At 56.7% G+C, this 19,181-nt stretch carries 20 protein-coding genes; 13 read left to right on the top strand and 7 right to left on the bottom strand.

Annotation, left to right across the window (positions count from 1 at the left end; translation table 11 throughout):
* Window positions 1–216: 216 nt before the first annotated feature.
* Entirely contained in the window at window positions 217–1,119 is a 903-nt protein-coding gene (locus ACWIUF_RS11060) for an ABC transporter permease (RefSeq protein WP_448572423.1), read from the bottom strand.
* Between the two features lie 120 nt (window positions 1,120–1,239).
* Window positions 1,240–2,211 (bottom strand): ornithine carbamoyltransferase, encoded by a 972-nt coding sequence (gene argF, locus ACWIUF_RS11055; RefSeq protein ID WP_448572422.1) that lies wholly within the window; start codon window positions 2,209–2,211, stop codon window positions 1,240–1,242.
* A 12-nt stretch (window positions 2,212–2,223) separates the two neighbouring features.
* On the opposite strand from argF, the gene ACWIUF_RS11050 reads away from it, so the two are divergent.
* Window positions 2,224–2,349, top strand: coding sequence for a hypothetical protein (locus ACWIUF_RS11050; RefSeq protein WP_448572421.1), 126 nt, complete (start codon window positions 2,224–2,226; stop codon window positions 2,347–2,349).
* Here the strand turns inward: ACWIUF_RS11050 and ACWIUF_RS11045 are convergent.
* Both ACWIUF_RS11045 and ACWIUF_RS11040 read right to left on the bottom strand, forming a co-directional pair.
* A complete protein-coding gene (locus tag ACWIUF_RS11045; RefSeq protein WP_448572420.1) occupies window positions 2,344–3,210 on the bottom strand; it encodes a sulfurtransferase in 867 nt (288 codons plus the stop codon). The genes ACWIUF_RS11050 and ACWIUF_RS11045 overlap by 6 nt on opposite strands.
* 21 nt (window positions 3,211–3,231) lie before the next feature.
* The gene (locus tag ACWIUF_RS11040) at window positions 3,232–4,284 is read right to left on the bottom strand and encodes a pentapeptide repeat-containing protein (RefSeq protein ID WP_448572419.1); all 1,053 of its coding nucleotides are present in this window, start codon (window positions 4,282–4,284) and stop codon (window positions 3,232–3,234) included.
* Window positions 4,285–4,369: 85 nt separating this feature from the next.
* Here ACWIUF_RS11040 and ACWIUF_RS11035 point away from each other — a divergent pair, with 85 nt between their 5' ends.
* Complete coding sequence (locus ACWIUF_RS11035; protein ID WP_448572418.1) at window positions 4,370–4,741, top strand: hypothetical protein; 372 nt, start codon at window positions 4,370–4,372, stop codon at window positions 4,739–4,741.
* A 122-nt stretch (window positions 4,742–4,863) separates the two neighbouring features.
* On the top strand, window positions 4,864–5,568 hold the full coding sequence (locus ACWIUF_RS11030) for a pentapeptide repeat-containing protein (RefSeq protein ID WP_448572417.1): 705 nt from the start codon (window positions 4,864–4,866) through the stop codon (window positions 5,566–5,568).
* Window positions 5,569–5,744: 176 nt separating this feature from the next.
* Here the strand turns inward: ACWIUF_RS11030 and crtB are convergent, their stop codons facing one another.
* Window positions 5,745–6,701, bottom strand: coding sequence for a 15-cis-phytoene synthase CrtB (gene crtB / locus ACWIUF_RS11025; RefSeq protein ID WP_448572416.1), 957 nt, complete (start codon window positions 6,699–6,701; stop codon window positions 5,745–5,747).
* A gap of 83 nt (window positions 6,702–6,784) precedes the next feature.
* On the bottom strand, window positions 6,785–8,200 hold the full coding sequence (gene pds, locus ACWIUF_RS11020; protein WP_448572415.1) for a 15-cis-phytoene desaturase: 1,416 nt from the start codon (window positions 8,198–8,200) through the stop codon (window positions 6,785–6,787).
* 278 nt (window positions 8,201–8,478) lie between these two features.
* Between pds and bicA the strand changes: the two genes are divergently transcribed.
* The 10 genes from bicA (at window position 8,479) to cbiT (ending at window position 18,849) form a co-directional block, all read left to right on the top strand.
* Window positions 8,479–10,218 carry a bicarbonate transporter BicA gene (gene bicA / locus ACWIUF_RS11015; protein WP_448572414.1) on the top strand — a complete coding sequence of 580 codons (1,740 nt, stop codon included), beginning with the start codon at window positions 8,479–8,481 and terminating at the stop codon, window positions 10,216–10,218.
* Window positions 10,219–10,223: 5 nt separating this feature from the next.
* Window positions 10,224–10,421, top strand: a complete 198-nt coding sequence (locus tag ACWIUF_RS11010) for a hypothetical protein (protein ID WP_448572413.1) — start codon at window positions 10,224–10,226, stop codon at window positions 10,419–10,421.
* Window positions 10,422–10,484: 63 nt separating this feature from the next.
* Window positions 10,485–11,897 carry a cation:proton antiporter gene (locus tag ACWIUF_RS11005; protein WP_448572412.1) on the top strand — a complete coding sequence of 471 codons (1,413 nt, stop codon included), beginning with the start codon at window positions 10,485–10,487 and terminating at the stop codon, window positions 11,895–11,897.
* Window positions 11,898–11,990: 93 nt separating this feature from the next.
* The gene (locus ACWIUF_RS11000; protein WP_448572411.1) at window positions 11,991–12,473 is read left to right on the top strand and encodes a hypothetical protein; all 483 of its coding nucleotides are present in this window, start codon (window positions 11,991–11,993) and stop codon (window positions 12,471–12,473) included.
* A gap of 18 nt (window positions 12,474–12,491) precedes the next feature.
* Complete coding sequence (locus ACWIUF_RS10995; protein WP_448572410.1) at window positions 12,492–12,998, top strand: glycosyltransferase; 507 nt, start codon at window positions 12,492–12,494, stop codon at window positions 12,996–12,998.
* A 410-nt stretch (window positions 12,999–13,408) separates the two neighbouring features.
* Window positions 13,409–13,894, top strand: coding sequence for a GNAT family N-acetyltransferase (locus ACWIUF_RS10990; RefSeq protein WP_448572409.1), 486 nt, complete (start codon window positions 13,409–13,411; stop codon window positions 13,892–13,894).
* A gap of 35 nt (window positions 13,895–13,929) precedes the next feature.
* Window positions 13,930–14,328: a peptide-methionine (R)-S-oxide reductase MsrB gene (gene msrB / locus ACWIUF_RS10985; RefSeq protein ID WP_448572408.1), complete on the top strand. Its 399-nt coding sequence runs from the start codon at window positions 13,930–13,932 to the stop codon at window positions 14,326–14,328.
* An 841-nt stretch (window positions 14,329–15,169) separates the two neighbouring features.
* Complete coding sequence (locus ACWIUF_RS10980) at window positions 15,170–16,186, top strand: helix-turn-helix domain-containing protein (RefSeq protein ID WP_448572407.1); 1,017 nt, start codon at window positions 15,170–15,172, stop codon at window positions 16,184–16,186.
* 555 nt (window positions 16,187–16,741) lie between these two features.
* The gene (locus ACWIUF_RS10975) at window positions 16,742–18,208 is read left to right on the top strand and encodes an aminotransferase class I/II-fold pyridoxal phosphate-dependent enzyme (RefSeq protein ID WP_448572406.1); all 1,467 of its coding nucleotides are present in this window, start codon (window positions 16,742–16,744) and stop codon (window positions 18,206–18,208) included.
* Window positions 18,209–18,249: 41 nt separating this feature from the next.
* Complete coding sequence (cbiT, locus tag ACWIUF_RS10970; RefSeq protein WP_448572405.1) at window positions 18,250–18,849, top strand: precorrin-6Y C5,15-methyltransferase subunit CbiT; 600 nt, start codon at window positions 18,250–18,252, stop codon at window positions 18,847–18,849.
* A gap of 20 nt (window positions 18,850–18,869) precedes the next feature.
* On the opposite strand, the gene ACWIUF_RS10965 is transcribed toward cbiT, so the two are convergent.
* The coding region (locus ACWIUF_RS10965; protein WP_448572404.1) for an ATP-binding cassette domain-containing protein at window positions 18,870–19,181 on the bottom strand (312 nt) is incomplete at its 5' end.

Here is a 19,181-nt window from a genome sequence, read left to right as displayed (position 1 = left end):
CCCCCCGCCCTAGGGGCAGAAGAACGTGGGGAGGGCAACCGCGAAGAAAACGGTATGGACACCCCCAATCCCCAAAATTTAACGACGGAATAACGCTGATGGGGAGCGCCGGATGGGTATTGCTCGTGGTGCCCGATCGGTAATCCACCTCGAACTTAATTAGCTCAACCTCATGAGTGGATAGTGAATGGTGCCTCGTGCCTTTTTCCTTCCCACTCAACCCTTGCTAGCGCGTCGTCGCAGGGCTGGGTTCATGATTTCACTCAACCCCTCGCCAATAAAGGAAAGGCCCGTCACCAGGAGCGTAATCGCCAGACCCGGAAACAGGGCAGTCCACCAAATCCCAGTGGGCAGGGCATCAAGGGCCTGACGGAGATCGTGTCCCCATTCGGGTGTCGCCTCCGGTAGCCCCAACCCCAAAAAGCCCAGTCCCCCTAGGGTCAACACGGCATCCGCTGCATTCAGCGCAAACAGGACTGGAATACTTTGAATCACATTCCAAAGCAGATAGCGATGGAGCACCCGCCAGGTGGAGGCCCCCATTGCCTGGGCCGCTTCGATAAACAGTTCGGTTTTGACACTGACGGTATGGTTACGCACCACCCGGTAGTACTGGGGGACGTAGGCAATGCTCAGGGCGATCGCGGCATTCAGCACGCCCCGGCCCACCACAAAGGCCAGCGTAATCGACAGCAGCAGTCCTGGCAGGGTGTAGATCGTATCCATGAGGAACAGCAGGCTGCGATCGTAGCGACCTCCCAGATATCCACTCAGCAACCCTAGGGGGACGCCCACCACTAAACTCAGGATCGTGGCCAGGGCAACCACTTGTAAGGCGGCTTGGGAGCCGAAGACAGTGCGGGAAAACACATCATAGCCCTGGCGGCTGGTCCCAAACCAATGCTGCCAGCCGGGGGGTTGGTGGGGTAGGTTGGCCAGGGAGGCGGTGGGATTTTGGAGCAGGCCCCAGTGTTGCCAGAGGGGGGCCGTGAGGGCAGCTAGGAGGAAGAGGCCGGTCATCACCCCCCCGATCGCCATCAGTTGCAACGACAAATTAGGCTGCTGCAGGGCACGACTAACGGTCCGCCACCCCCGCTGAACTTGACCAATGACGACCATGCCCCCCTAAACTCCGGAAATACTACCGTTCACTCTAGACCATTTTCCGGGAAGATCCGCACGACAAATACCCCGCCAGCATCCGGGTGTTCTGGCAGCAGCCGGGTCTGCTCGGCCAGCTTAAGCCGTCTCAAAGCCTAACAGGCAGGCTAATAACGCTTTCTGGGCGTGCATTCGGTTTTCGGCCTGATCCCAAATGCGGGACTGGCTGCCCTCCATCACACCAGTGGTAATTTCTTCGCCCCGGTGGGCGGGTAGGCAATGGAGGACAATCGCCTGGGCATCGGCAGCCGCCAACAGCGTCTCATTTACCTGGTAGGGTTGGAAAATCGGTCGGCGATCGTCGGCTTCTCCTTCTTGTCCCATGCTGGCCCACACGTCGGTATACAGGATTTGGCTACCCTGGACGGCGGCGATCGCATCGTGGGTGACCCCCACCTCCGTCGGGGTTCCCGTACCCGCCCGCCCAACGGCGATTTGTTGGGCCTGGGCCACCAGTTCGGCGTTGGGTTCATAGCCGGGGGGCGTGGCGACCCGGACGTGCATGCCAGCGAGGGCACAGCCCAACAGTAGGGAATGGGCCACATTGTTCCCATCCCCCAGATAGGTCAGGGTCAGGCCCGCTAGGGTGCCAAAGGCTTCCTGAACCGTGAGCAGATCGGCCAGGGTTTGACAGGGGTGTTCCCAATCGGTGAGGGCGTTAATGACCGGGATGTGGGCATAGTTGGCATAGGTTTCCAGATCACTCTGGGCGTAGGTACGAATCGCGAGGATATCGAGATAGCGATCGAGGACCCGCGCAGTATCCGCGATCGGCTCCCCTCGGCCTACCTGGGTCACATTGGGATTGAGGTCAAGCACCTGGCCCCCCAGTTGGTACATGGCCACGGAAAAGCTGACACGGGTACGGGTTGAGGCTTTGGAAAAGAGCAACCCCAGGATGGGCGGGCGACGCTGGGGACCGACCCGACACTGGGCGTGGAGGGTCCCGGCCTTCATCTGCGCGGCGAGTGCCAATAGCGCTTGCATCTCCGCTAAGCTCAAATCCGCAAAGCTGAGAAAATCCCGTCCTTTTAGCTGCTCCACACTCATGAGTTTTCCCCGATGATGATTAGACGACTGCTGCGATATGCCGGTACCCTCACGCCGCGATCGGCGCTTAACCCAGTGCTTCCCCTGCAACACACTGCTAACGGACAGGCGGCGGCGATGTTCAGCGTTGGGCTATAGATACGAACACCAATCACTCCAACTGCCCACGTAGAGCTTGCTCTCGGGTTTACCGGCGAGGGCCAAGGAGAGTAAATCGACACAGGCTGTCACCCCAGAACCACAGTACACCATGATCTCCTCGGCCTCGGCTAGGGCAGCCCAGCGCTGACGGTGGGCGTCTAGGGATTTGATATAACCCCGATCGTCCGTTGTGTCCTGCCAGGGGTAATTCACCGCACCGGGGATACTGCCCGCGATCGGATCAATCGGCTCCCGCTCCCCCCGATACCGCTCTGGCTCCCGCGCATCCACTAATACCACGCCGGGTAAATCTTTCCGGGATCTAACGGTATCAATGTCTACGCGCAGCGCCGGACGCACCTGCGGAATAAAGGTCCCCGCTCGCGGGGGGGGCACCTCCGAAGTGATCGGATAACCCGCCGCTTGCCAACCGGCCAGCCCCCCGTCCAGAACCGCCACGGCATCATGGCCCAGATAGCGCAGTAACCACCACAGCCGCGCGGCAAACGCCAACCGCGAGTCATCGTAGGCCACCACTAGGGTGGGTTCCCCCGCCTGGGCCGAGGTGACCCCGATCGTCGCCAGTTTGGTCGCCAACTGGGCCAGATCCGGGAGGGGATGACGCCCCCCGTGGACCTGCACCGGGCTGGATAAATCTCGGTTGAGATCCAGGTAATAGGCCCCAGGGATATGGCCCATTGTGTACTGTTGCTGCCCCTGCGCCGGATGGGCTAGGGAAAAGCGACAATCAACTACGACAAGGGGACGATCGGTTTGAAGCTGGGCATAGAGCCAGTCGGCAGAAACCACCCAAGGTGGAGCTGCATCCACGGCCATTGGCGAAGTGCAAGAGGTCATAGGCAGGGTAAAGCGGGGCGATTATTTGCGAAAGTGACGGCGATTATTGTAAACCTGACCATCCGGCATGATCGCATCTTTAATAATCGCCCCATCAAGAATGGCCCCATCCAACTTGGCATAGCGTAAATTGGTATCACTGAGATCAGCCCGCCGCAGGATGGCAAAGCTTAAGTTAGCACCCATGAGGTCGGCTCCGCTCAGATCCGCTTTCGAGAGGTTGGCTCCCGTCAGGTTAGCCTTCTCCCCCGTCGCCCGCGTGAGATCGGTCCCCGCGAGGGTTGCCCCCTTCAGATCAGCATGACTGAAGTTCGCCCGGTTCAGGTTGGCGCGGCTGAGGTCTGTGCGCTGCATCACGGCCCGCTCCAGCGACGTGCGACTGAGATCCGCTTCCGTCAGATTGGCCCGTGTCAGGATCGCACCATGTAGGTTGGTACTTACCGTGAGAACCCCACCCACCATGCGGCTAGCCACTTCCCCACTGACGGAGGCGGCCCCCAGGATGGCTCGTGTGAGGTTGGCTCCGGTGAGATCCGCTTGGCTGATGTTGGCCCCCCGCAGGATCGCCCCCGTTAAGTCCGCTTCCCGCAGGTCCGCTTCCCGCAGGATGGCACGACTCAGGTCCGCCTGTCGCAGAATAATTTGGGCCAGTTTGGCACATTTCAGATCTACCCGGGGGAGATGGGCACGGCTAAAGTTACGCTCACCCAGGGCATAGCGGTTGAGTAAATCTTCCAGCGAATTGGCCATCTCTGTGATCGCCGCCGTCTCCCCTTCGCCGCTGCTCAGGACAACACTTTCCTGCCAGTCGAGAAACTCTTCCCCGGTCTGTCGCCCATAAACGTTAACGCGATCGATCCCCGTCAGCCCTAGGTTATTAAGGCCCGATCGCACGATCGCGATCGTTGATTGCTGCTCTGGTACTGATGCCGCTTCCAGAATGATTTGCAAAAACTTATCTTTGAGAGTGACACGTGCCGTAATCCCTCGCGACTCCAGGGCATGGTTCAACAAGGTTGCTAATGCCTTAGGATCGCCCCGTTTTGCCAACTGTAAGATGATCTGCTGAACCATATCAAGTACCACTAGCGCTTACTTAGACAATGGGGGAGGATTGCCCAGCTACCGGCGTGCCAATCCTTATTCCTTGGACTTCAATGTGCTGCAAGTTGATGCCGCTATCTTCAAGAATAACGAAAGAATAACCCTATTCCTGAGCCAACGCTGCGACTATCAGTTATCTACTTCCCTCTCTTCGCGAGAAAATGACTTTTATCTCGATTCTTTCGTCGTTTCTTTATTTAAAGATTCATTAAGAATTTACCCAACGTTTCTTCAGTTGCCCCTTGGCCCTAATGATGCTTCCCTGACAGTAGCCAACGGCTATCTGCGCGCCTGCCCCGACTTGTTCTGCGTTAGCCTTTATCAGGCAATTGGTCACCCCGTCGTAGCTCTAGCCTCGCTTAGGCTGGATAGCGGTCCAAGCGTGGCTAACCTGAGCGGACTAAGCGGACTAAATAGCATACGCTAGTTTAAGCGTGCCACTTTCCTTGTGGGTACGCTATGAGCTATATCCTAATACACTAGGGTGGTTACGTCCTCTACCAGAAATCCCCACACGATCGTTCGCCGTTAGCAAGAACCGAAAACCTCATGAATGCAGAAGAATTGCTGGCTCAATATCTGACGGGGGAGCGCACGTTTGCCGGCGCGGACCTACACGAGGTTGATCTCGAACGGGCTAGTCTGAACGGGATTAGTCTGTGTAGCGCCAACCTGCATGGTGCTATCCTCGTGGGGGCCAAACTCAACGGGGCTGACCTCAGTGCTGCTGACTTAAGTTACAGCAAGTTAAAACGGGCGATCCTGCGGGAGGCCGACTTAACCGCAGCCGATCTTAGCCATGCCGATCTCAGCAGTGCCAAGCTGGTGGGTGCTATTCTCAGTGAAGCGAGTCTGACGGGTGCTGATTTGAGTAGTGCGAACCTCTGGCAGGCGGACCTGAGTCATGCCCAGTTAGATCAGGCCGAATTTACGGGTGCGAATTTGAGCAATGCCTACCTGTGTGGAGCCAGTCTCCAGGAAGCGGATTTGTGGGGGGCGGATCTGACGCGGGCGATTTTGCGGGAGGCCAATCTCAGTCAGGCGATTCTGCGGGAGGTGGATCTGAGTCGGGCGATTCTGCGGCGGGCTAACCTCCAGGGGGCTAACCTTAACGGGGCGATTTTGACCAGTGCCAATCTGAGTGGGGCTGATTTGAGTGGGGCCTACCTGAATGAGGCCGATCTCAGCCGCGCCATCCTCACCGATGCGAATCTCTCCGGCGCAACCATGCCCGACGGCAGCATTCACGATTAAGAGGGCTGGTCAAGGGGTTTGCCGATTGAGTTGCGCGGGCGGATCTAAGGGCTTGTGGGATAGCCGTCTCGGCTGTCAGCCTAGGGCTGCGCCGGCAGGATATAGCTAGGTGTGGCTGGCAGGATGCCTACCCCACAAGATTGATCTGGGCTGAGATGGTCGATCGCGACCTCCTCCTACAGAACTTGTGCCCGAAGTAGGGCGATCGGCACGTACAGGAGCTTGCTCGTATCCGGGACATAGGCCCGTTTTTGGAAAACGTCGTAGTGATTACGCTCGATCGCATTGAGGATCTGGCGGTAGAGCATCAAAGCCGTCCACACGGGCCAGCGAGCATCGGCGCTGAGGTAGCGGACACCAGCCTCGGCTTCGGCAAAATATTTGCGTGCCCGTTGAATCTGGAAGCGCATGAGTTCGCGCCAGCGATCGTCCACCACGCCATTGAATAAATCCTGTTCCGTATAGTTAAACAGAGCCAGGTCTTCTAAGGGCAGATAAATGCGCCCCCGATGGGCATCTTCACCCACATCCCGCAGGATATTGGTGAGTTGGTTGGCAATCCCTAGGGTGATCGCTTCTTCTACCGGTTGATAAGGAGACTTGTGGACGTCCCAGGGGGCATTATGGGCTTGGGGATCGGCCCCCATGACGGCCACGGACATCAGGCCCACCGTCCCCGCCACTCGGTAACAGTAAAGGTATAGATCCTCAAAGGTTTCGTAGCGATTCCGCACCAGATCCATCCGTTGGCCCGCAATCATATCCCGAAACGGTTGAATATCCAGGTCAAACCGCTCTAGGGTATCCACCAGCGCTAGGTCGAGTTCATCCCAGGGGTGGCCCGCAAAGGCCGATTCTAACTGGCGTTCCCAACGATCGAGGGTTTCTGCGGTTGTCAACCGGGCACGGGGGCCATCCACCAGTTCATCCGTGCGGCGACACCAGGTATAGATCGCCCAGATCGCCCGTCGTTTGGGCGGCGACATCAGGAGGGTTCCCAGGTAGAAGGTTTTGGCATAGGTTGCCGTCGTTTGCCGACACAACTCGTATGCGTCCTCAAGGGAAGTGCTGGGTTTGGGTGGGGAAGGCGATTGCAGCATTCGGGTGCGATTCGCTATCAGCAGTCTAGCCATTAGCCTTAATTGTCAATCCTGAAGGGCCATTTTGGCGGAATTCCAGTGGAATTCCTGGGGATTTTTTCGAGCTTGGGCACGGCTCATACCCCAGCCGTGGCGATCGCTGCCGTTGGCGCTGAGGTTTCCTGCTGCCCCGCGATCGCTTGTGCCGTCAGCTTTCCAGACAACACGGCCCCCTCCATACTGGCGAGGTAACGCTGCTGGGTATAGTCCCCGGTGAGGTAGAAATTGGCGATCGGCGTGGTTTGGCTGGGGCGATGTCGCTGGCGACCAGGGGTAGCCTTGTAGACCGATCGCGGCGTTTTCACCACGTGGGCCTTGCGCAACTGGGCCGGGTTATCCCCCGTGAAGTGTTGCGGGAAGAGGGTTTGCAGTTCCGCCATTGTGGCGGCGATGATCTCGTCGTCGGCTTTGTTGATCCATTGTTTGGCCGGAGCCAGGACCAGTTCCAACATCGAGCGATCGGGATCGGCATAGCCGCGACAGGTGTTGCTCATGTCGGCGTAGACGCTGAGCAGGGGCGATCGCGAAAACAGCAGATGGTCAATATCCGTGAGCTTGCGATCGAACCACAGGTGCAGATTGATCACCGGCACCCCCTCTAGCCCATCGAGTTGCTGGAAATAGGGCAAATCCTTCCAGGGCTGGGGCAGCATCAGTTTGAGGGGATCAACCGGCATCGCGGACACGTAGGCATCGGCTTCTAGGATTTCGTCGGGTTGGCCATCAAGACCCCGCACCAGAAACCCACGCACCGTCTGGTCATCGTTGAGCAAAAATTCCTTCACTGGCGCTTTCAGCCGGACTTCGCCGCCCCGCGCCGTGATGTAGTCTACGATCGGCTGGCAAAGGCGCTCCGTCGGTGACCCGTCCAAAAAGGCCATCTTGGAGCCGTAGCGTTCCTGCAAGAAGCGGTTGAGGGCGGTCAGGATCACCGTGGCGGAAATTTCATCCGGGTTAATGAAGTTCAACGCCTTGGACATGGCAATGAACACCTCGGTTTCCACCCGTGGCGGAACATGATGGTTCTTCAACCATTGGGAAAAAGAGTATTGATCCATCGCCTCTACATAGGACTGGCCCTGGATCATGGCCGGGATGAGGCCAATGCCAAACCGGATCTTTTCATGCCAGGTGAGCATATCGTTGTTGCGCAGGATCGCCGCCACGCCGTTCCAAGGGGCCGGGATATCGGGAAAGTCGAAGCGCGAGTAGGTCCCTGGCTGGTCCGGCTGGTTGAAGATCATCGTGTGTTCCTTCCACTGCAAGCGATCCTCAATGCCCAGTTCCTTAAAGAGTTGCAGCATATTGGGGTAGGCCCCGAAGAAGATATGCAGCCCGGTTTCGTACCAGTCCCCCTCTTCATCCTGCCAAGCGGCGACCTTGCCCCCCAGCACATCCCGCCGTTCCAGGACGATCGGCGTATGGCCCCGATCGACGAGGTACTTGGCGCAACTCAACCCGGCTAACCCGGCTCCAGCGATCGCAACGCGCATTAAACGGTTCGCCCTTCCACTTTTCTTAAGCTTTCGCTCTCATTATACGTTACATTCCGTAAACTTCCCGCCGCTAACCGGGCCACTGCCCCTGAGTCAGCCACCGATAAGCCACCCATAAGCCCTGCTGAGTCCAGTAATTAGCAAATCTAACGAAATCCTAAAGTCACGGTGATCCCCAGAGGAAAACTAATGATAGTGTTATAGAAATGGGTCAATGCTTTTTTTAATTTCCATAGTCTAGCTGCTATTAAGGTGCTTACTTAGGTTGCTCCACGATGCAAGTCTTTAACCTCATCGATACAAAAAACCTGCGGGGGGACATCTTTGGCGGGGTCACTGCCGCGATCGTCTCCCTGCCCTTGGCCTTGGCCTTTGGGGTGGCCTCCGGAGCCGGTCCGATCGCGGGTCTCTACGGGGCCGTTTGTGTGGGCTTTTTCGCTGCCCTGTTTGGCGGGACCCCCACATTGATTTCCGAACCCACCGGGCCGATGACCGTGGTCATGACGGCGATCATTGCCAATCTGACGGCAGCCGATCCCAATAATGGTTTGGCGATGGCCTTTACCGTCGTGATGCTGGCGGGGATCTTCCAGATTATTTTTGGCATTTTCAGGCTGGGTAAATACATCACCCTGATGCCCTACAGCGTTATCTCCGGCTTTATGTCCGGGATTGGGGTGATCCTGATTATTCTGCAAATTGGCCCCTTCCTGGGGCATCCCGTCCCCAAGGGCGGTGTCCTGGGAACCCTACGCGCACTCCCCGACCTCCTCGGCCAGATCAGCCCGCCCGAAGCGATTTTAGGGTTCATGACCCTGGCCATTATTTACCTGATGCCTAAGCAGGCCAAGCGGATTGTGCCGCCCCAACTGGTGGCCCTGATCCTGGGGACGGTCCTATCCCTGGTGTTGTTCCATGATGTGGATATTCGCCGGATTAGCAGCATCGGTGAAATCCCCACGGGATTGCCCACGTTCCAAATGCCCACCTTCAGCGCTGGCCAAATTACCCGGATGTTTGTGGATGCAGTCATGCTGGGAATGTTGGGCTGTATTGACACCTTGCTCACCGCTGTGATTGCCGATAGTTTGACCCGCACCGAGCATAAGTCGGACAAGGAATTGATCGGCCAGGGAATTGGTAATTTGGTATCGGGCATCTGTGGGGGGTTGCCCGGTGCTGGGGCCACGATGGGGACGGTGGTCAATATCCAAACCGGCGCGCGATCGGCGGTGTCAGGTCTGACCCGTGCCCTCATCCTACTGGTGGTGGTCTTGGGGGCTGCCGCGCTCACCAAGCCCATTCCAATGGCGGTGCTGGCCGGGATTGCCCTCAAGGTAGGGATTGATATCCTTGACTGGAGCTTCTTGAAGCGGTCCCACAAGGTCTCGCTCAAGGGATCGATGATTATGTACGGGGTATTGTTCCTGACCGTTTTTGTCGATCTGATCGTCGCCGTTGGGGTTGGGGTCTTTATTGCCAATATCCTGACGATCGAGCGCCTCAGCAGCCTACAATCCCAGGAAGTGAAGCTCATCACCGATACCGACGACGATGCCCGCCTCACGAGCGAAGAAAAGCAAATTTTGGATCAGGCCCAGGGCCGCATCCTGTTGTTCTACCTGAGTGGGCCGATGATCTTTGGGGTCTCAAAGGCGATCGCCCGTGAGCATAATGCCATGCAGGATGCCGACGTGCTGGTGATGGATTTGAGCGATGTGCCGCTGCTGGGGGTGACGGCCTCCTTAGCGATCGAAAACGCCCTTCAGGAAGCCTTCGACAAGGGTCGCCAGGTCTTTATCGTGGGCGCAGCCGGTAAGATCAAGCGGCGCTTACAGAAGTTTGGCATCCTGGATCAACTGCCGCCGGAGAACCTGCTCATGGATCGGACGGAAGCCCTACGGCAAGCCGCCGCCCACCTGGGGGGGGACATGGCGACTTCGGTCCCAACATCCGCGATCGACCTCAATAGTGCCGAAGCAACGACGAGCGAAGCCGGGTATTCGCCTACCTAATGCCTTTGGCAGACGGTTTGATCACCCTGGTCGGCAGTCTGCCGCCCCCTCGTTGGCACTTGCGGGGATTGAAGGCAGCGCTGATCGCTGCTGACTCCGGGCGACGAGATTCCCCCCACCAGGGGTTTCCGTTAACCCTTGTACCGGCCTGCGTGCCTGCCCCTGCTAAGGGGAAACCCACTGTTGTCGGTTACTTGGGTTGATCATTGGTGCTCACTTTGTCGTCAAGTTAACGATTCAAACGCAAACCTAGACACCCTTTGCCCATGAATTCAGTTATCACTCCCTTGGCAAGCCTTCCAACCTTGCCGTTACCCCTGCCTGACCTGAGCCTACCGTTACTCGCAACGGAACTCCCGGCGGACGGTGGCCCGATCGTCCTGGCGGGCGTCCTGCTCAGCCTCGTTGTGATTTACCTCGCCAGCAAAGTCGGGGGGGAAATCGCCAAATCCCTGGACCTGCCCCCTGTCTTGGGCGAACTGATCGGCGGTGTGGTCATTGGTGTATCCGCCCTGCGCTTAGTCGTCTTTCCAGAAACGGGGGCAACGGCAGCAGACTCCCAGATCATGACCATTTTGCAATGGGTTGGGGGCCTATCCCCAGCGGACATTCCGGCCATCTTCGCCAGCCAGAGCGAGGTGCTGTCGGTGTTGGCTGAGCTGGGGGTGATTATTCTCCTGTTTGAGATTGGCCTGGAGTCGGATCTGCGGGAATTGCAAAAGGTCGGTTACCAGGCGACGATCGTTGCTGTTGTGGGGGTCGCTGTTCCCTTCGGCGTTGGTACGGCAGGTGCGATGGTACTGTTCCATGTCCCCGCCATTCCCGCCATCTTCGCCGGGGCGGCCCTGACAGCGACCAGTATCGGGATTACTTCCAAGGTGCTGTCGGAGTTAGGCCAGTTGAAGTCCCGCGAAGGGCAGATCATCGTTGGCGCGGCGGTGATTGACGACGTGTTGGGGATTATTGTGCTGGCGGTGGTGGCCAGTTTGGCCAAAACTGGTGAGATTGATGTGCTCAATGTCATCTACCTGATTGTCAGTGCCACCGCCTTCCTGTTGGGGGCGATTTTCCTGGGCAAGTTTTTCAATACCAGTTTCGTCAAGATCGCCACTAGCTTACAAACCCGTGGCAATCTGGTTATCCCTGCCTTGATCTTTGCCTTTTTGATGGCTTTCCTGGGCAATGTGATTCACCTGGAAGCTATTTTGGGGGCCTTTGCGGCTGGCTTAGTCCTAGACGAAACCGATACGCGCAAGGAACTAGATGAGCAAATCAAGCCGATCGCCGATATTCTGGTCCCCATCTTCTTCGTTACCGTCGGGGCCAAGGCTGATCTGGGCGTGTTGAATCCCGCCATTCCCACCAATCGCGAAGGGTTGCTGATTGCCAGTTTCCTGATCCTGATCGCGATCGTTGGCAAACTGGTGACGGGCTGGGTTGTCTGGGGTGATTGGCCCGTTAACCGACTGGCGATCGGGATTGGCATGATCCCACGGGGCGAAGTGGGTCTGGTCTTTGCGGGCATTGGTTCTGCCAGTGGTGTGCTGAGTAAACCCCTGGAAGCCGCTATTATTATGATGGTCATCCTGACCACCTTCCTGGCTCCTCCCGGTCTACGACTTGCCTTTAAGGGACAGGCGCAGGCAACCCCGGAAAGCTCGATCTCCTCTTCCTCTTGAAAAAGATCGGTTTAAGATCTCCGAGGTTTGAGATCTCCGAGGTTGCCAGCACCTTGGAGATCTTTTGCTTTTCTAGGGTACACGGATCATCCTATGAAGATTCTCCTTGTTTGCTCAGAAGGTGAACCCTTTGAGGCATTGGGCGAACTTAAGGCGTTTTGGGGCAAGTACGATCGCACCTGGGTCACGATCGCGTCTGAAGCGAGCGAATCCCAGCTTGCCACGGAGACCGTATATTGGGTCAATCATCTCCCTGGCATTGCCCAGATGTATCGTCACTATCAACAAAATCTTTACTGGCGCATCCGTTTTTGGCTATGGGCACTCCAACTGCTCATCCAGGAGCGTCCCCACCTGATCTTATCCACCGGGTCCCATATCGCCGTTCCCTTCTTAATACTAGGGAAATTACTGAGAAGTCGGACCGCTTTTGTTGAATCTGTTACCCAGGTAACCTATCTCAGCCCTGCGGCTCGGTTAGCTATCCCATTTCTCGATATGCTGTATGTTCATTGGGCACAGCTTAAACAACGCTATCCCCAATCTGTGTTGATTAGCGGACATACCTTATTATGATCCTGGTTACTGTTGATTATGATCCTGGTTACTGTTGGCACAGAGCAGTATCCCTTTAACCGTCTGATGAATTGGCTCACGGTGTTACTGGAAGCTAACCTAATTGCTGACTCGCTCTTGATCCAGTCAGGCACCTGCTCCCAACTCCCCCCAAATGTGCCAACGGTGCCTTTCCTAGAGCCAAGGGAACTCCAGCAGCGGGCTGCGGAGGCTCAATTAATTATTAGCCACTGTGGGGAAGGCAGTGCCAGCTTGCTGCGATCGGCCCGACGGCCCTATATTCTGGTTCCCCGCTGTCAGCGATTTGGTGAACGTGCCGATAACCAGCAAATTATGTTAGCCGCTGCTCTCTATCAACGGGGGGTTCCGATCGCCTGGTCACCTGGGGATCTGGTCCGGTATTTACAACACCCCCACTATGTGGCTCTGCCCATGCTGACGGGAGTGGCAGCATCCTGGTTGTGTGAACACCTAGAGGAAAGCTTTGGTCAGGGGAGCCACTTGCGTAGACCGAACTCGCCCTGAATCTTTGACGGAACAAGTCGTCTGTTAACCCGAAACTAGGGGCTTGTCGGTTGGTATCGAGTGGGCAAGATCCAGCACGTTCAACGGCTTTGTTGGGGCACCTTGGGTTTTCTACCGCCATCGTCTCCGTTAGGACCAGGGGCTTAAGCCCCTGGTTGAGCACAGCCTTGGCACTCTCCTAATGAGTGTGACTACTGCTATCCACAATCAAGCTTGATAGACCCCTAGCCGCCCCCACGCCACGCCATTAAGCACGCGATCAGCGACGTTTGTCATCATTTTCGGAGAATTGCCTAGTATTTTGGCTGATTGGCCCTATCCGGCGATCTATTCTAGAAACCTGGAAACTTGAAATACCGCACGATGTCGGCACCGTCCGGCACCCATTCAGCGGGATAGGAGACCCTCGTATGGATTGTCGCCACATCCAGTTTTACAGTGACCCCGATCGCATTGACCTCAGCCAACTTCAGCAACTCTTTAACCTGGCCGCCTTTTGGGCACGGGCGCGATCGCTCAGCGACCTTGAAATTGCCCTAGCCCACAGCAAACCCGTGGTGAGTATGTGGGACTACGATCGCCTCATTGGGTTTGCCCGTGCCACCTCCGACGGCGTCTACCGTGCCACGATCTGGGATGTGGTCGTCCACCCCGACTACCAGGGCCTTGGCCTCGGACGCAAGCTGGTTGAAACCGTCCTCAGCGATCCCCATATCTGCCGCGTTGAACGTGTCTACCTGATGACCACCTACCAGCAACCTTTCTACGAACGCATCGGCTTCCAAGCCAATGCAAGTACGACGATGGTCCTCCACAACCAACCCCTTACCGAGGACTACACCCACGCCGTCCTCCGTGCGATCGACCCCATGCCCCAGGAAACCGCTAAAATTTGATTGTAACGATTTACAACAAATTTTCTTCCGTTCCTATGATTTCTCCAGTGAAAAAAAGCGATGAGGAATGGCGGCAACAACTGACGCCCGAACAATACCGGGTTACTCGCCGCAAGGGTACTGAACGTGCCTTCACCGGTGAACATTACAACCGTAAAGATGCGGGGGTCTATCAATGTATCTGTTGCGGCACCCCCCTCTTTAGTTCCGAAGCCAAGTTCGATTCGGGGACGGGCTGGCCGAGCTTTTGGGCACCGATCGCTGAAGACAGCCTTAAACTTGAGAATGACTTTAGCCTGTTTATGCGCCGCACCGAAGTTCTCTGTGCTACCTGTGATGCCCACCTCGGCCATGTTTTTAACGATGGCCCTGCGCCCACGGGGCAGCGCTACTGCATGAACTCCGTTGCCCTCAACTTTGTCCCAAAATCCTGAAGGACCTGGCTTGGAGCGGGTTTACCGACGGGAGCGGTTGGCGATCGCAACTGGGGTGTGGCCTGCTCCGCCGATCCCACCCCCCGGGGCTGCAACGTCTCGTCTTCTCTCTGGGCTAGGCTGCCAAGCCGCCGGCTGCCGATCGCCAGCGCTGTCCCCTCGCACTTCGGTGGCCAGATACCTGTGCAGCGGACACCCGTGCCTCCGATCGTGTTCGCTGCTGCTGGTCTCGCAGGTAAAAGGGCTTTGCCTAGGCAGTAGGCATTCCAATCGCATCTACGGTACTATGCCAAATAAGAAACAAAATAGACTCAAGTGCTTGCCGATCCTTTTCTTGTCGATCCCTTGGGCTGCCCAATCACAGGCGATGCTCTAAACATGAGCGAAATAGGAATTTCTGTCGCGATCGCGGGGAAGTTTTGATCAACGTGAATACGTGAATATTATAGATTTGCGTAAAAGCAGCTAGACAGAAATAGCTAGAGTAGCGAGGGGGCACTTCGAGCACTCTGGGATGGGGGCCGTTCAACTGCCTCAACCGATGGGATACCGTGGCTTAGGAGTGCCGGATGCGTATTTTTCGAGGTGCCCTAAAGTCAGGATCAGCGCATTCTTGTCTGGAACGCCACCCTCTACTATTGCATTTAAACTCACATTGACGCCTGGCAACGGTAAGCATTACCCCAACGATTGAGGTTTAAAAAACGTAACTAGATTGCCTGCAGCAGTCCAGGTTATTAAAACAACGACGACCTTCTCACCAGTAAGTCTTGGGGCTTAACCAAAGAATATACGGAGTACCTTCATCCCTTGCTGCTAATTCCTGCGTTTAATTATGATTATGGCCACAGTAACAACCGAGACAACACTGAACTTTTTCGAGCGGCTATCTCACCAGCGATCGCTCACGCGGTTTGATAACCTCGTCATGTCCTTAAGTAGTCAGGATATTGATGAATTATCCCAGGCCGTCCGGTTTTGGGATCACGCGTATCAGCGTCTTCAGCCAGGTCCCTTTACGGGGGAACTGCAACAGGTTCACCTGGGCGGTATACAACTTCTTCGTGCGGCCTGGAGCCAAACGTTGATGGCGCGGGGGCAATGTCCATTAGGAACGATTGCCTTTGGGGTGCATCTTGCCATGCGAGGGCAGGCGGTTTGGCGTCACCATGCCTGTGACGGTCGGCACCTCTTGGTTAACCCCGATCGCGAGGTCGATCTCAAGGCGACGGACAATTACGAAATTGCCGTTATCACGATCGACAAAATTCGCTTCCAGGAACAACTTGCGCACTACTGTCCGAACATTGGTGAGGCTTGGCAGCAGCAATCTGTACTCCAGCCGGATACGGACAGTCTCAATGCCCTAGCCGCTTATCTTCGTCTATTTTTTAAGTGGATGCAGCGCCATCCCCACAGCCTTGCCCAGTCCCCCTTACAAACGGTTTTTGTGCAGGATATTCTGAGTCTCTTGCAGGCAGCGATCGTCTCGGCAGCCGATCGGCCTATCCCTCGACCTTATGCTCATAAACGCATTCATCTGGTCAAAGAAGCCGAGGCCTTAATGCGTGCCAATGCGCCGCAACCATTAACGCTGACTGCCCTTTGCCAAGCCCTAAAGACTAGCGAACGGACCCTTATTTATAGCTTTCAAGATGTATTTGACATGAGTCCAATGGCCTACTTTAAAGCCCAACGTCTGAATGGGGTCCATCGTCAACTCAAAGCTGCCAACCCCACCGAAGCCAAGGTCAAAGAGATTGCTCTGCAATGGGGATTTTCCCACATGGGGCACTTTTCCCAGGACTATAAAGCGATGTTTAATGAGTCTCCCTCCCAAACTTTACGCCGCTCCTAGTGTTTAGGGTTATTGATAAATTGATAATGTGTGTTACTCTGGCATCAGGATTACAGCGAATATGATCCGCTCTGAATTTGCAGATAAATGAGGTTTTGTAGTTGAGCATATTCCTCTTGTGTGACTTAAAAGGGAGTAGCCAAGGGAGTCAAGATTTCCAGTATTGGGGAAAGTGGATCAGCTTTGCTTTCTGACGTTGATTTCCGATCGGATGCCTAAAGCTTTAGGCATGGGTTAAGAACTGATCTATCAAACCCATCGCTGATAATGACTTCCTGCTTTTGAAAACTTTTTCCAGAGTAAAAAGAGGAGCACAAGCCCGGCTGAGTTGCTAAATATTCAAGGTATTGGGATGAGATTATGGACTGCGGCAGGGTTATCTACAGCCGTTCTCTCGCCAATGAAGTACTGTCAAGCCTTGCGAACAAGGCGCTTAAGCCCCTTGCCTGTACCTCACCGAGTATGGAAGTACGGTAGTGGCTGGTCGCAAGCTGCTTATGTTGAGTGCAAGGCTCTCGACGGTGCTACGACAAGGCTGTTATCTGGGCGATCGGCATGATTCATCAGCGTGATACCCCTCTACTCACGGCGCTGCAAGCCTGTGCCCGACAGTCGGATGCGGCCTTCTATGCCCCGGGTCACAAACGAGGCCAGGGTAGTCCGGCTGCGTTTGTGGCGTTGGTAGGCCGATCGTGCCTCCAGGCCGATTTACCGGAACTCCCGGCCCTGGATAACCTCTTGGCACCGACGGGCGCGATCGCTGCGGCCCAAGCCCTAGCGGCAGAAGCCTTTGGAGCACGTCAGACCTGGTTCCTGGCGAATGGCTCCACGGCGGGCATCATTGCTGCGATTCTGGCTACCTGCGCCCCTGGCCAAAAGCTGATCCTGCCCCGTAATTGCCACCAATCGGCGATCGCGGGGTTGATCCTAACGGGTGCCCGACCCATCTTCGTTGCCCCGGCCTATGCCCCCGCTGCCGATCTGGTGGGAGGCCTAACCCCAGAGGCTGTTGCCGCTGCCTTGCGTACCCATCCCGATACGGCAGCCATTCTGTTGCTTTACCCGACCTACCAGGGGATTGGCACGGATGTGGGCGCGATCGCAGATCTGGCCCATGCTCACGGGATTCCCCTACTGGTGGATGAGGCCCACGGTCCCCATTTTGGCTTTCACCCCGACCTCCCCCCCGCTGCCCTGGCCTGTGGGGCTGACTTGAGCGTCCAATCCACCCACAAGGTCCTCAGCGCCCTCAGCCAAGCCGCCATGCTGCACCTGAACAGCGATCGAATTGCCCCCCACCGCCTGCAATCTGCCCTACAACTGGTGCAATCCACCAGCCCCAACTCCCTGCTCTTGGCCTCCCTGGATGCCGCTCGTCAGCAAGTGGCAACCCAGGGGCGTGCGCTTCTGCAACAGACCCTCGATCTGGCACAAGACTTGCGATCGCGCCTGCCAACCCTCCCCAACCTGACCCTCCTCCAGCCGGACACTGCTCCCTGCGGCACCCCCGGCTTCACCTATCTGGACCCCACTCGACTCACGATCGACACCGCTGGTCTGGGGCTGAGTGGCTTCGCCCTCGACACCTGGCTCCAGGCGCAGGGCGTGATCGCCGAACTGCCCACCGCTCACCACCTCACCTTTATCCTCAGCCTCGGCAATACCCAAGCCGACGGCGATCGCCTCTACCAAGCCCTCACCCAACTGCCGCGATCCGGCAATGAACCGTCAAGATTGCAACGCCCACAGCCAATGTTCCCCCTGTCGCCGCCCCCGTGCCTTCTATCCCCCCGTGACCTCTACTTTGCGCCCCAAACCGTCGTCCCGATCGCCGCTGCCATTGGCCGCATCAGTGCGGAACTGGTTTGTCCCTACCCCCCAGGCATTCCCGTCTTGTTACCGGGCGAACAAATCACGGAAACTGCCGTAGAATGCCTACAACAGGTTCTCGCCCAGGGGGGTGTGGTGACTGGCTGTCGGGACCCACACCTGGCAACCCTCGCCGTCGTGGCAGTGAAGTAACCCCTAGTCCGAACCCAACCTTGGCCCTTTCGTCAAACCCTATGCCCTGTTCGCTTTGGCCCTATGGCACGCCTGGTATCCCCGATGACCTCTTTGAGCGGTTACCGGGCATTCCCCTGAGCAAGCGTGAGGTGCGCCTCCTGTTGATTGCCCACCTGCGCCTCCGGCCCGATGGGGTCCTGTGGGATATTGGGGCGGGCACAGGCACCATCCCGATCGAACTGGGCCTCCTGTGTCCCCAAAGCGACATCGTTGCGATCGAACGTGATCCGGAAGTGGCTGGTCTGATCCGGCGTAACTGTCAACGCTTTGAAGTCAATAATGTGCGGGTGATTGAAGGCAGTGCCCCGGATTGTTTGGCGGCGTTAGCCCAAGCTCCCGACTGTGTGTGTATTGAAGGTGGGCGATCGGTCAAATCCATTTTCCAGGCCGTTTGGCAATACCTCAACACCCCCGGTCGGGTTGTGGCGACTGCCAATACCCTGGAAGCCTTGTACAGTGTGTCAGAGAGTTTTGCGGAACTTCAGGCCCGCAATATTGAAGTGGTTCAGTCGGCAGCCAGTCGCCTGGAAAAACGGGGGCTTCGCCAAACCTTCGCCGCCGTTGATCCGGTCTTTATCCTCAGCGGTGAAAAACTGTAGTCCTGGGGATGTTATGGCCCTTAGGTTTGGAACTGTTGCGTATAGAGACGGGCATAATAGCGACCCTCGGCTAATAACTCCGCATGGGTTCCAGACTCAACAATTTGCCCCTGTTGCAGCACCAAAATCCGATCGGCTCGTCGCACCGTTGCCAAGCGGTGGGCAATGATAAACACCGTGCGATCGCGCATTAACCGTTCCAGCGCCTCCTGTACCAAGGCTTCCGACTCCGAGTCTAGTGCCGATGTGGCCTCATCCAGGATCAAAATCCGGGGATTGAGTAACACTGCCCGTGCGATCGCCACCCGTTGCCGTTGGCCCCCCGACAAATT

The organism is Trichothermofontia sp. (assembly GCF_053493415.1).
Note: the sequence above shows the minus strand (reverse complement) of the source record. Positions and strands in the feature narration are given on the sequence as shown.

Bases quoted from the DNA above. Each gene is read 5' to 3' on its own strand.
- ACWIUF_RS11060 (WP_448572423.1), bottom strand. From the start codon at position 1,119: ATGGTCGTCATTGGTCAAGTTCAGCGGGGGTGGCGGACCGTTAGTCGT.
- argF (WP_448572422.1), bottom strand. From the start codon at position 2,211: ATGAGTGTGGAGCAGCTAAAAGGACGGGATTTTCTCAGCTTTGCGGAT.
- ACWIUF_RS11050 (WP_448572421.1), top strand. From the start codon at position 2,224: ATGATGATTAGACGACTGCTGCGATATGCCGGTACCCTCACGCCGCGA.
- ACWIUF_RS11045 (WP_448572420.1), bottom strand. From the start codon at position 3,210: ATGACCTCTTGCACTTCGCCAATGGCCGTGGATGCAGCTCCACCTTGG.
- ACWIUF_RS11040 (WP_448572419.1), bottom strand. From the start codon at position 4,284: ATGGTTCAGCAGATCATCTTACAGTTGGCAAAACGGGGCGATCCTAAG.
- ACWIUF_RS11030 (WP_448572417.1), top strand. From the start codon at position 4,864: ATGAATGCAGAAGAATTGCTGGCTCAATATCTGACGGGGGAGCGCACG.
- crtB (WP_448572416.1), bottom strand. From the start codon at position 6,701: ATGGCTAGACTGCTGATAGCGAATCGCACCCGAATGCTGCAATCGCCT.
- pds (WP_448572415.1), bottom strand. From the start codon at position 8,200: ATGCGCGTTGCGATCGCTGGAGCCGGGTTAGCCGGGTTGAGTTGCGCC.
- bicA (WP_448572414.1), top strand. From the start codon at position 8,479: ATGCAAGTCTTTAACCTCATCGATACAAAAAACCTGCGGGGGGACATC.
- ACWIUF_RS11005 (WP_448572412.1), top strand. From the start codon at position 10,485: ATGAATTCAGTTATCACTCCCTTGGCAAGCCTTCCAACCTTGCCGTTA.
- ACWIUF_RS11000 (WP_448572411.1), top strand. From the start codon at position 11,991: ATGAAGATTCTCCTTGTTTGCTCAGAAGGTGAACCCTTTGAGGCATTG.
- ACWIUF_RS10995 (WP_448572410.1), top strand. From the start codon at position 12,492: ATGATCCTGGTTACTGTTGGCACAGAGCAGTATCCCTTTAACCGTCTG.
- ACWIUF_RS10990 (WP_448572409.1), top strand. From the start codon at position 13,409: ATGGATTGTCGCCACATCCAGTTTTACAGTGACCCCGATCGCATTGAC.
- msrB (WP_448572408.1), top strand. From the start codon at position 13,930: ATGATTTCTCCAGTGAAAAAAAGCGATGAGGAATGGCGGCAACAACTG.
- ACWIUF_RS10980 (WP_448572407.1), top strand. From the start codon at position 15,170: ATGGCCACAGTAACAACCGAGACAACACTGAACTTTTTCGAGCGGCTA.
- ACWIUF_RS10975 (WP_448572406.1), top strand. From the start codon at position 16,742: ATGATTCATCAGCGTGATACCCCTCTACTCACGGCGCTGCAAGCCTGT.
- cbiT (WP_448572405.1), top strand. From the start codon at position 18,250: ATGCCCTGTTCGCTTTGGCCCTATGGCACGCCTGGTATCCCCGATGAC.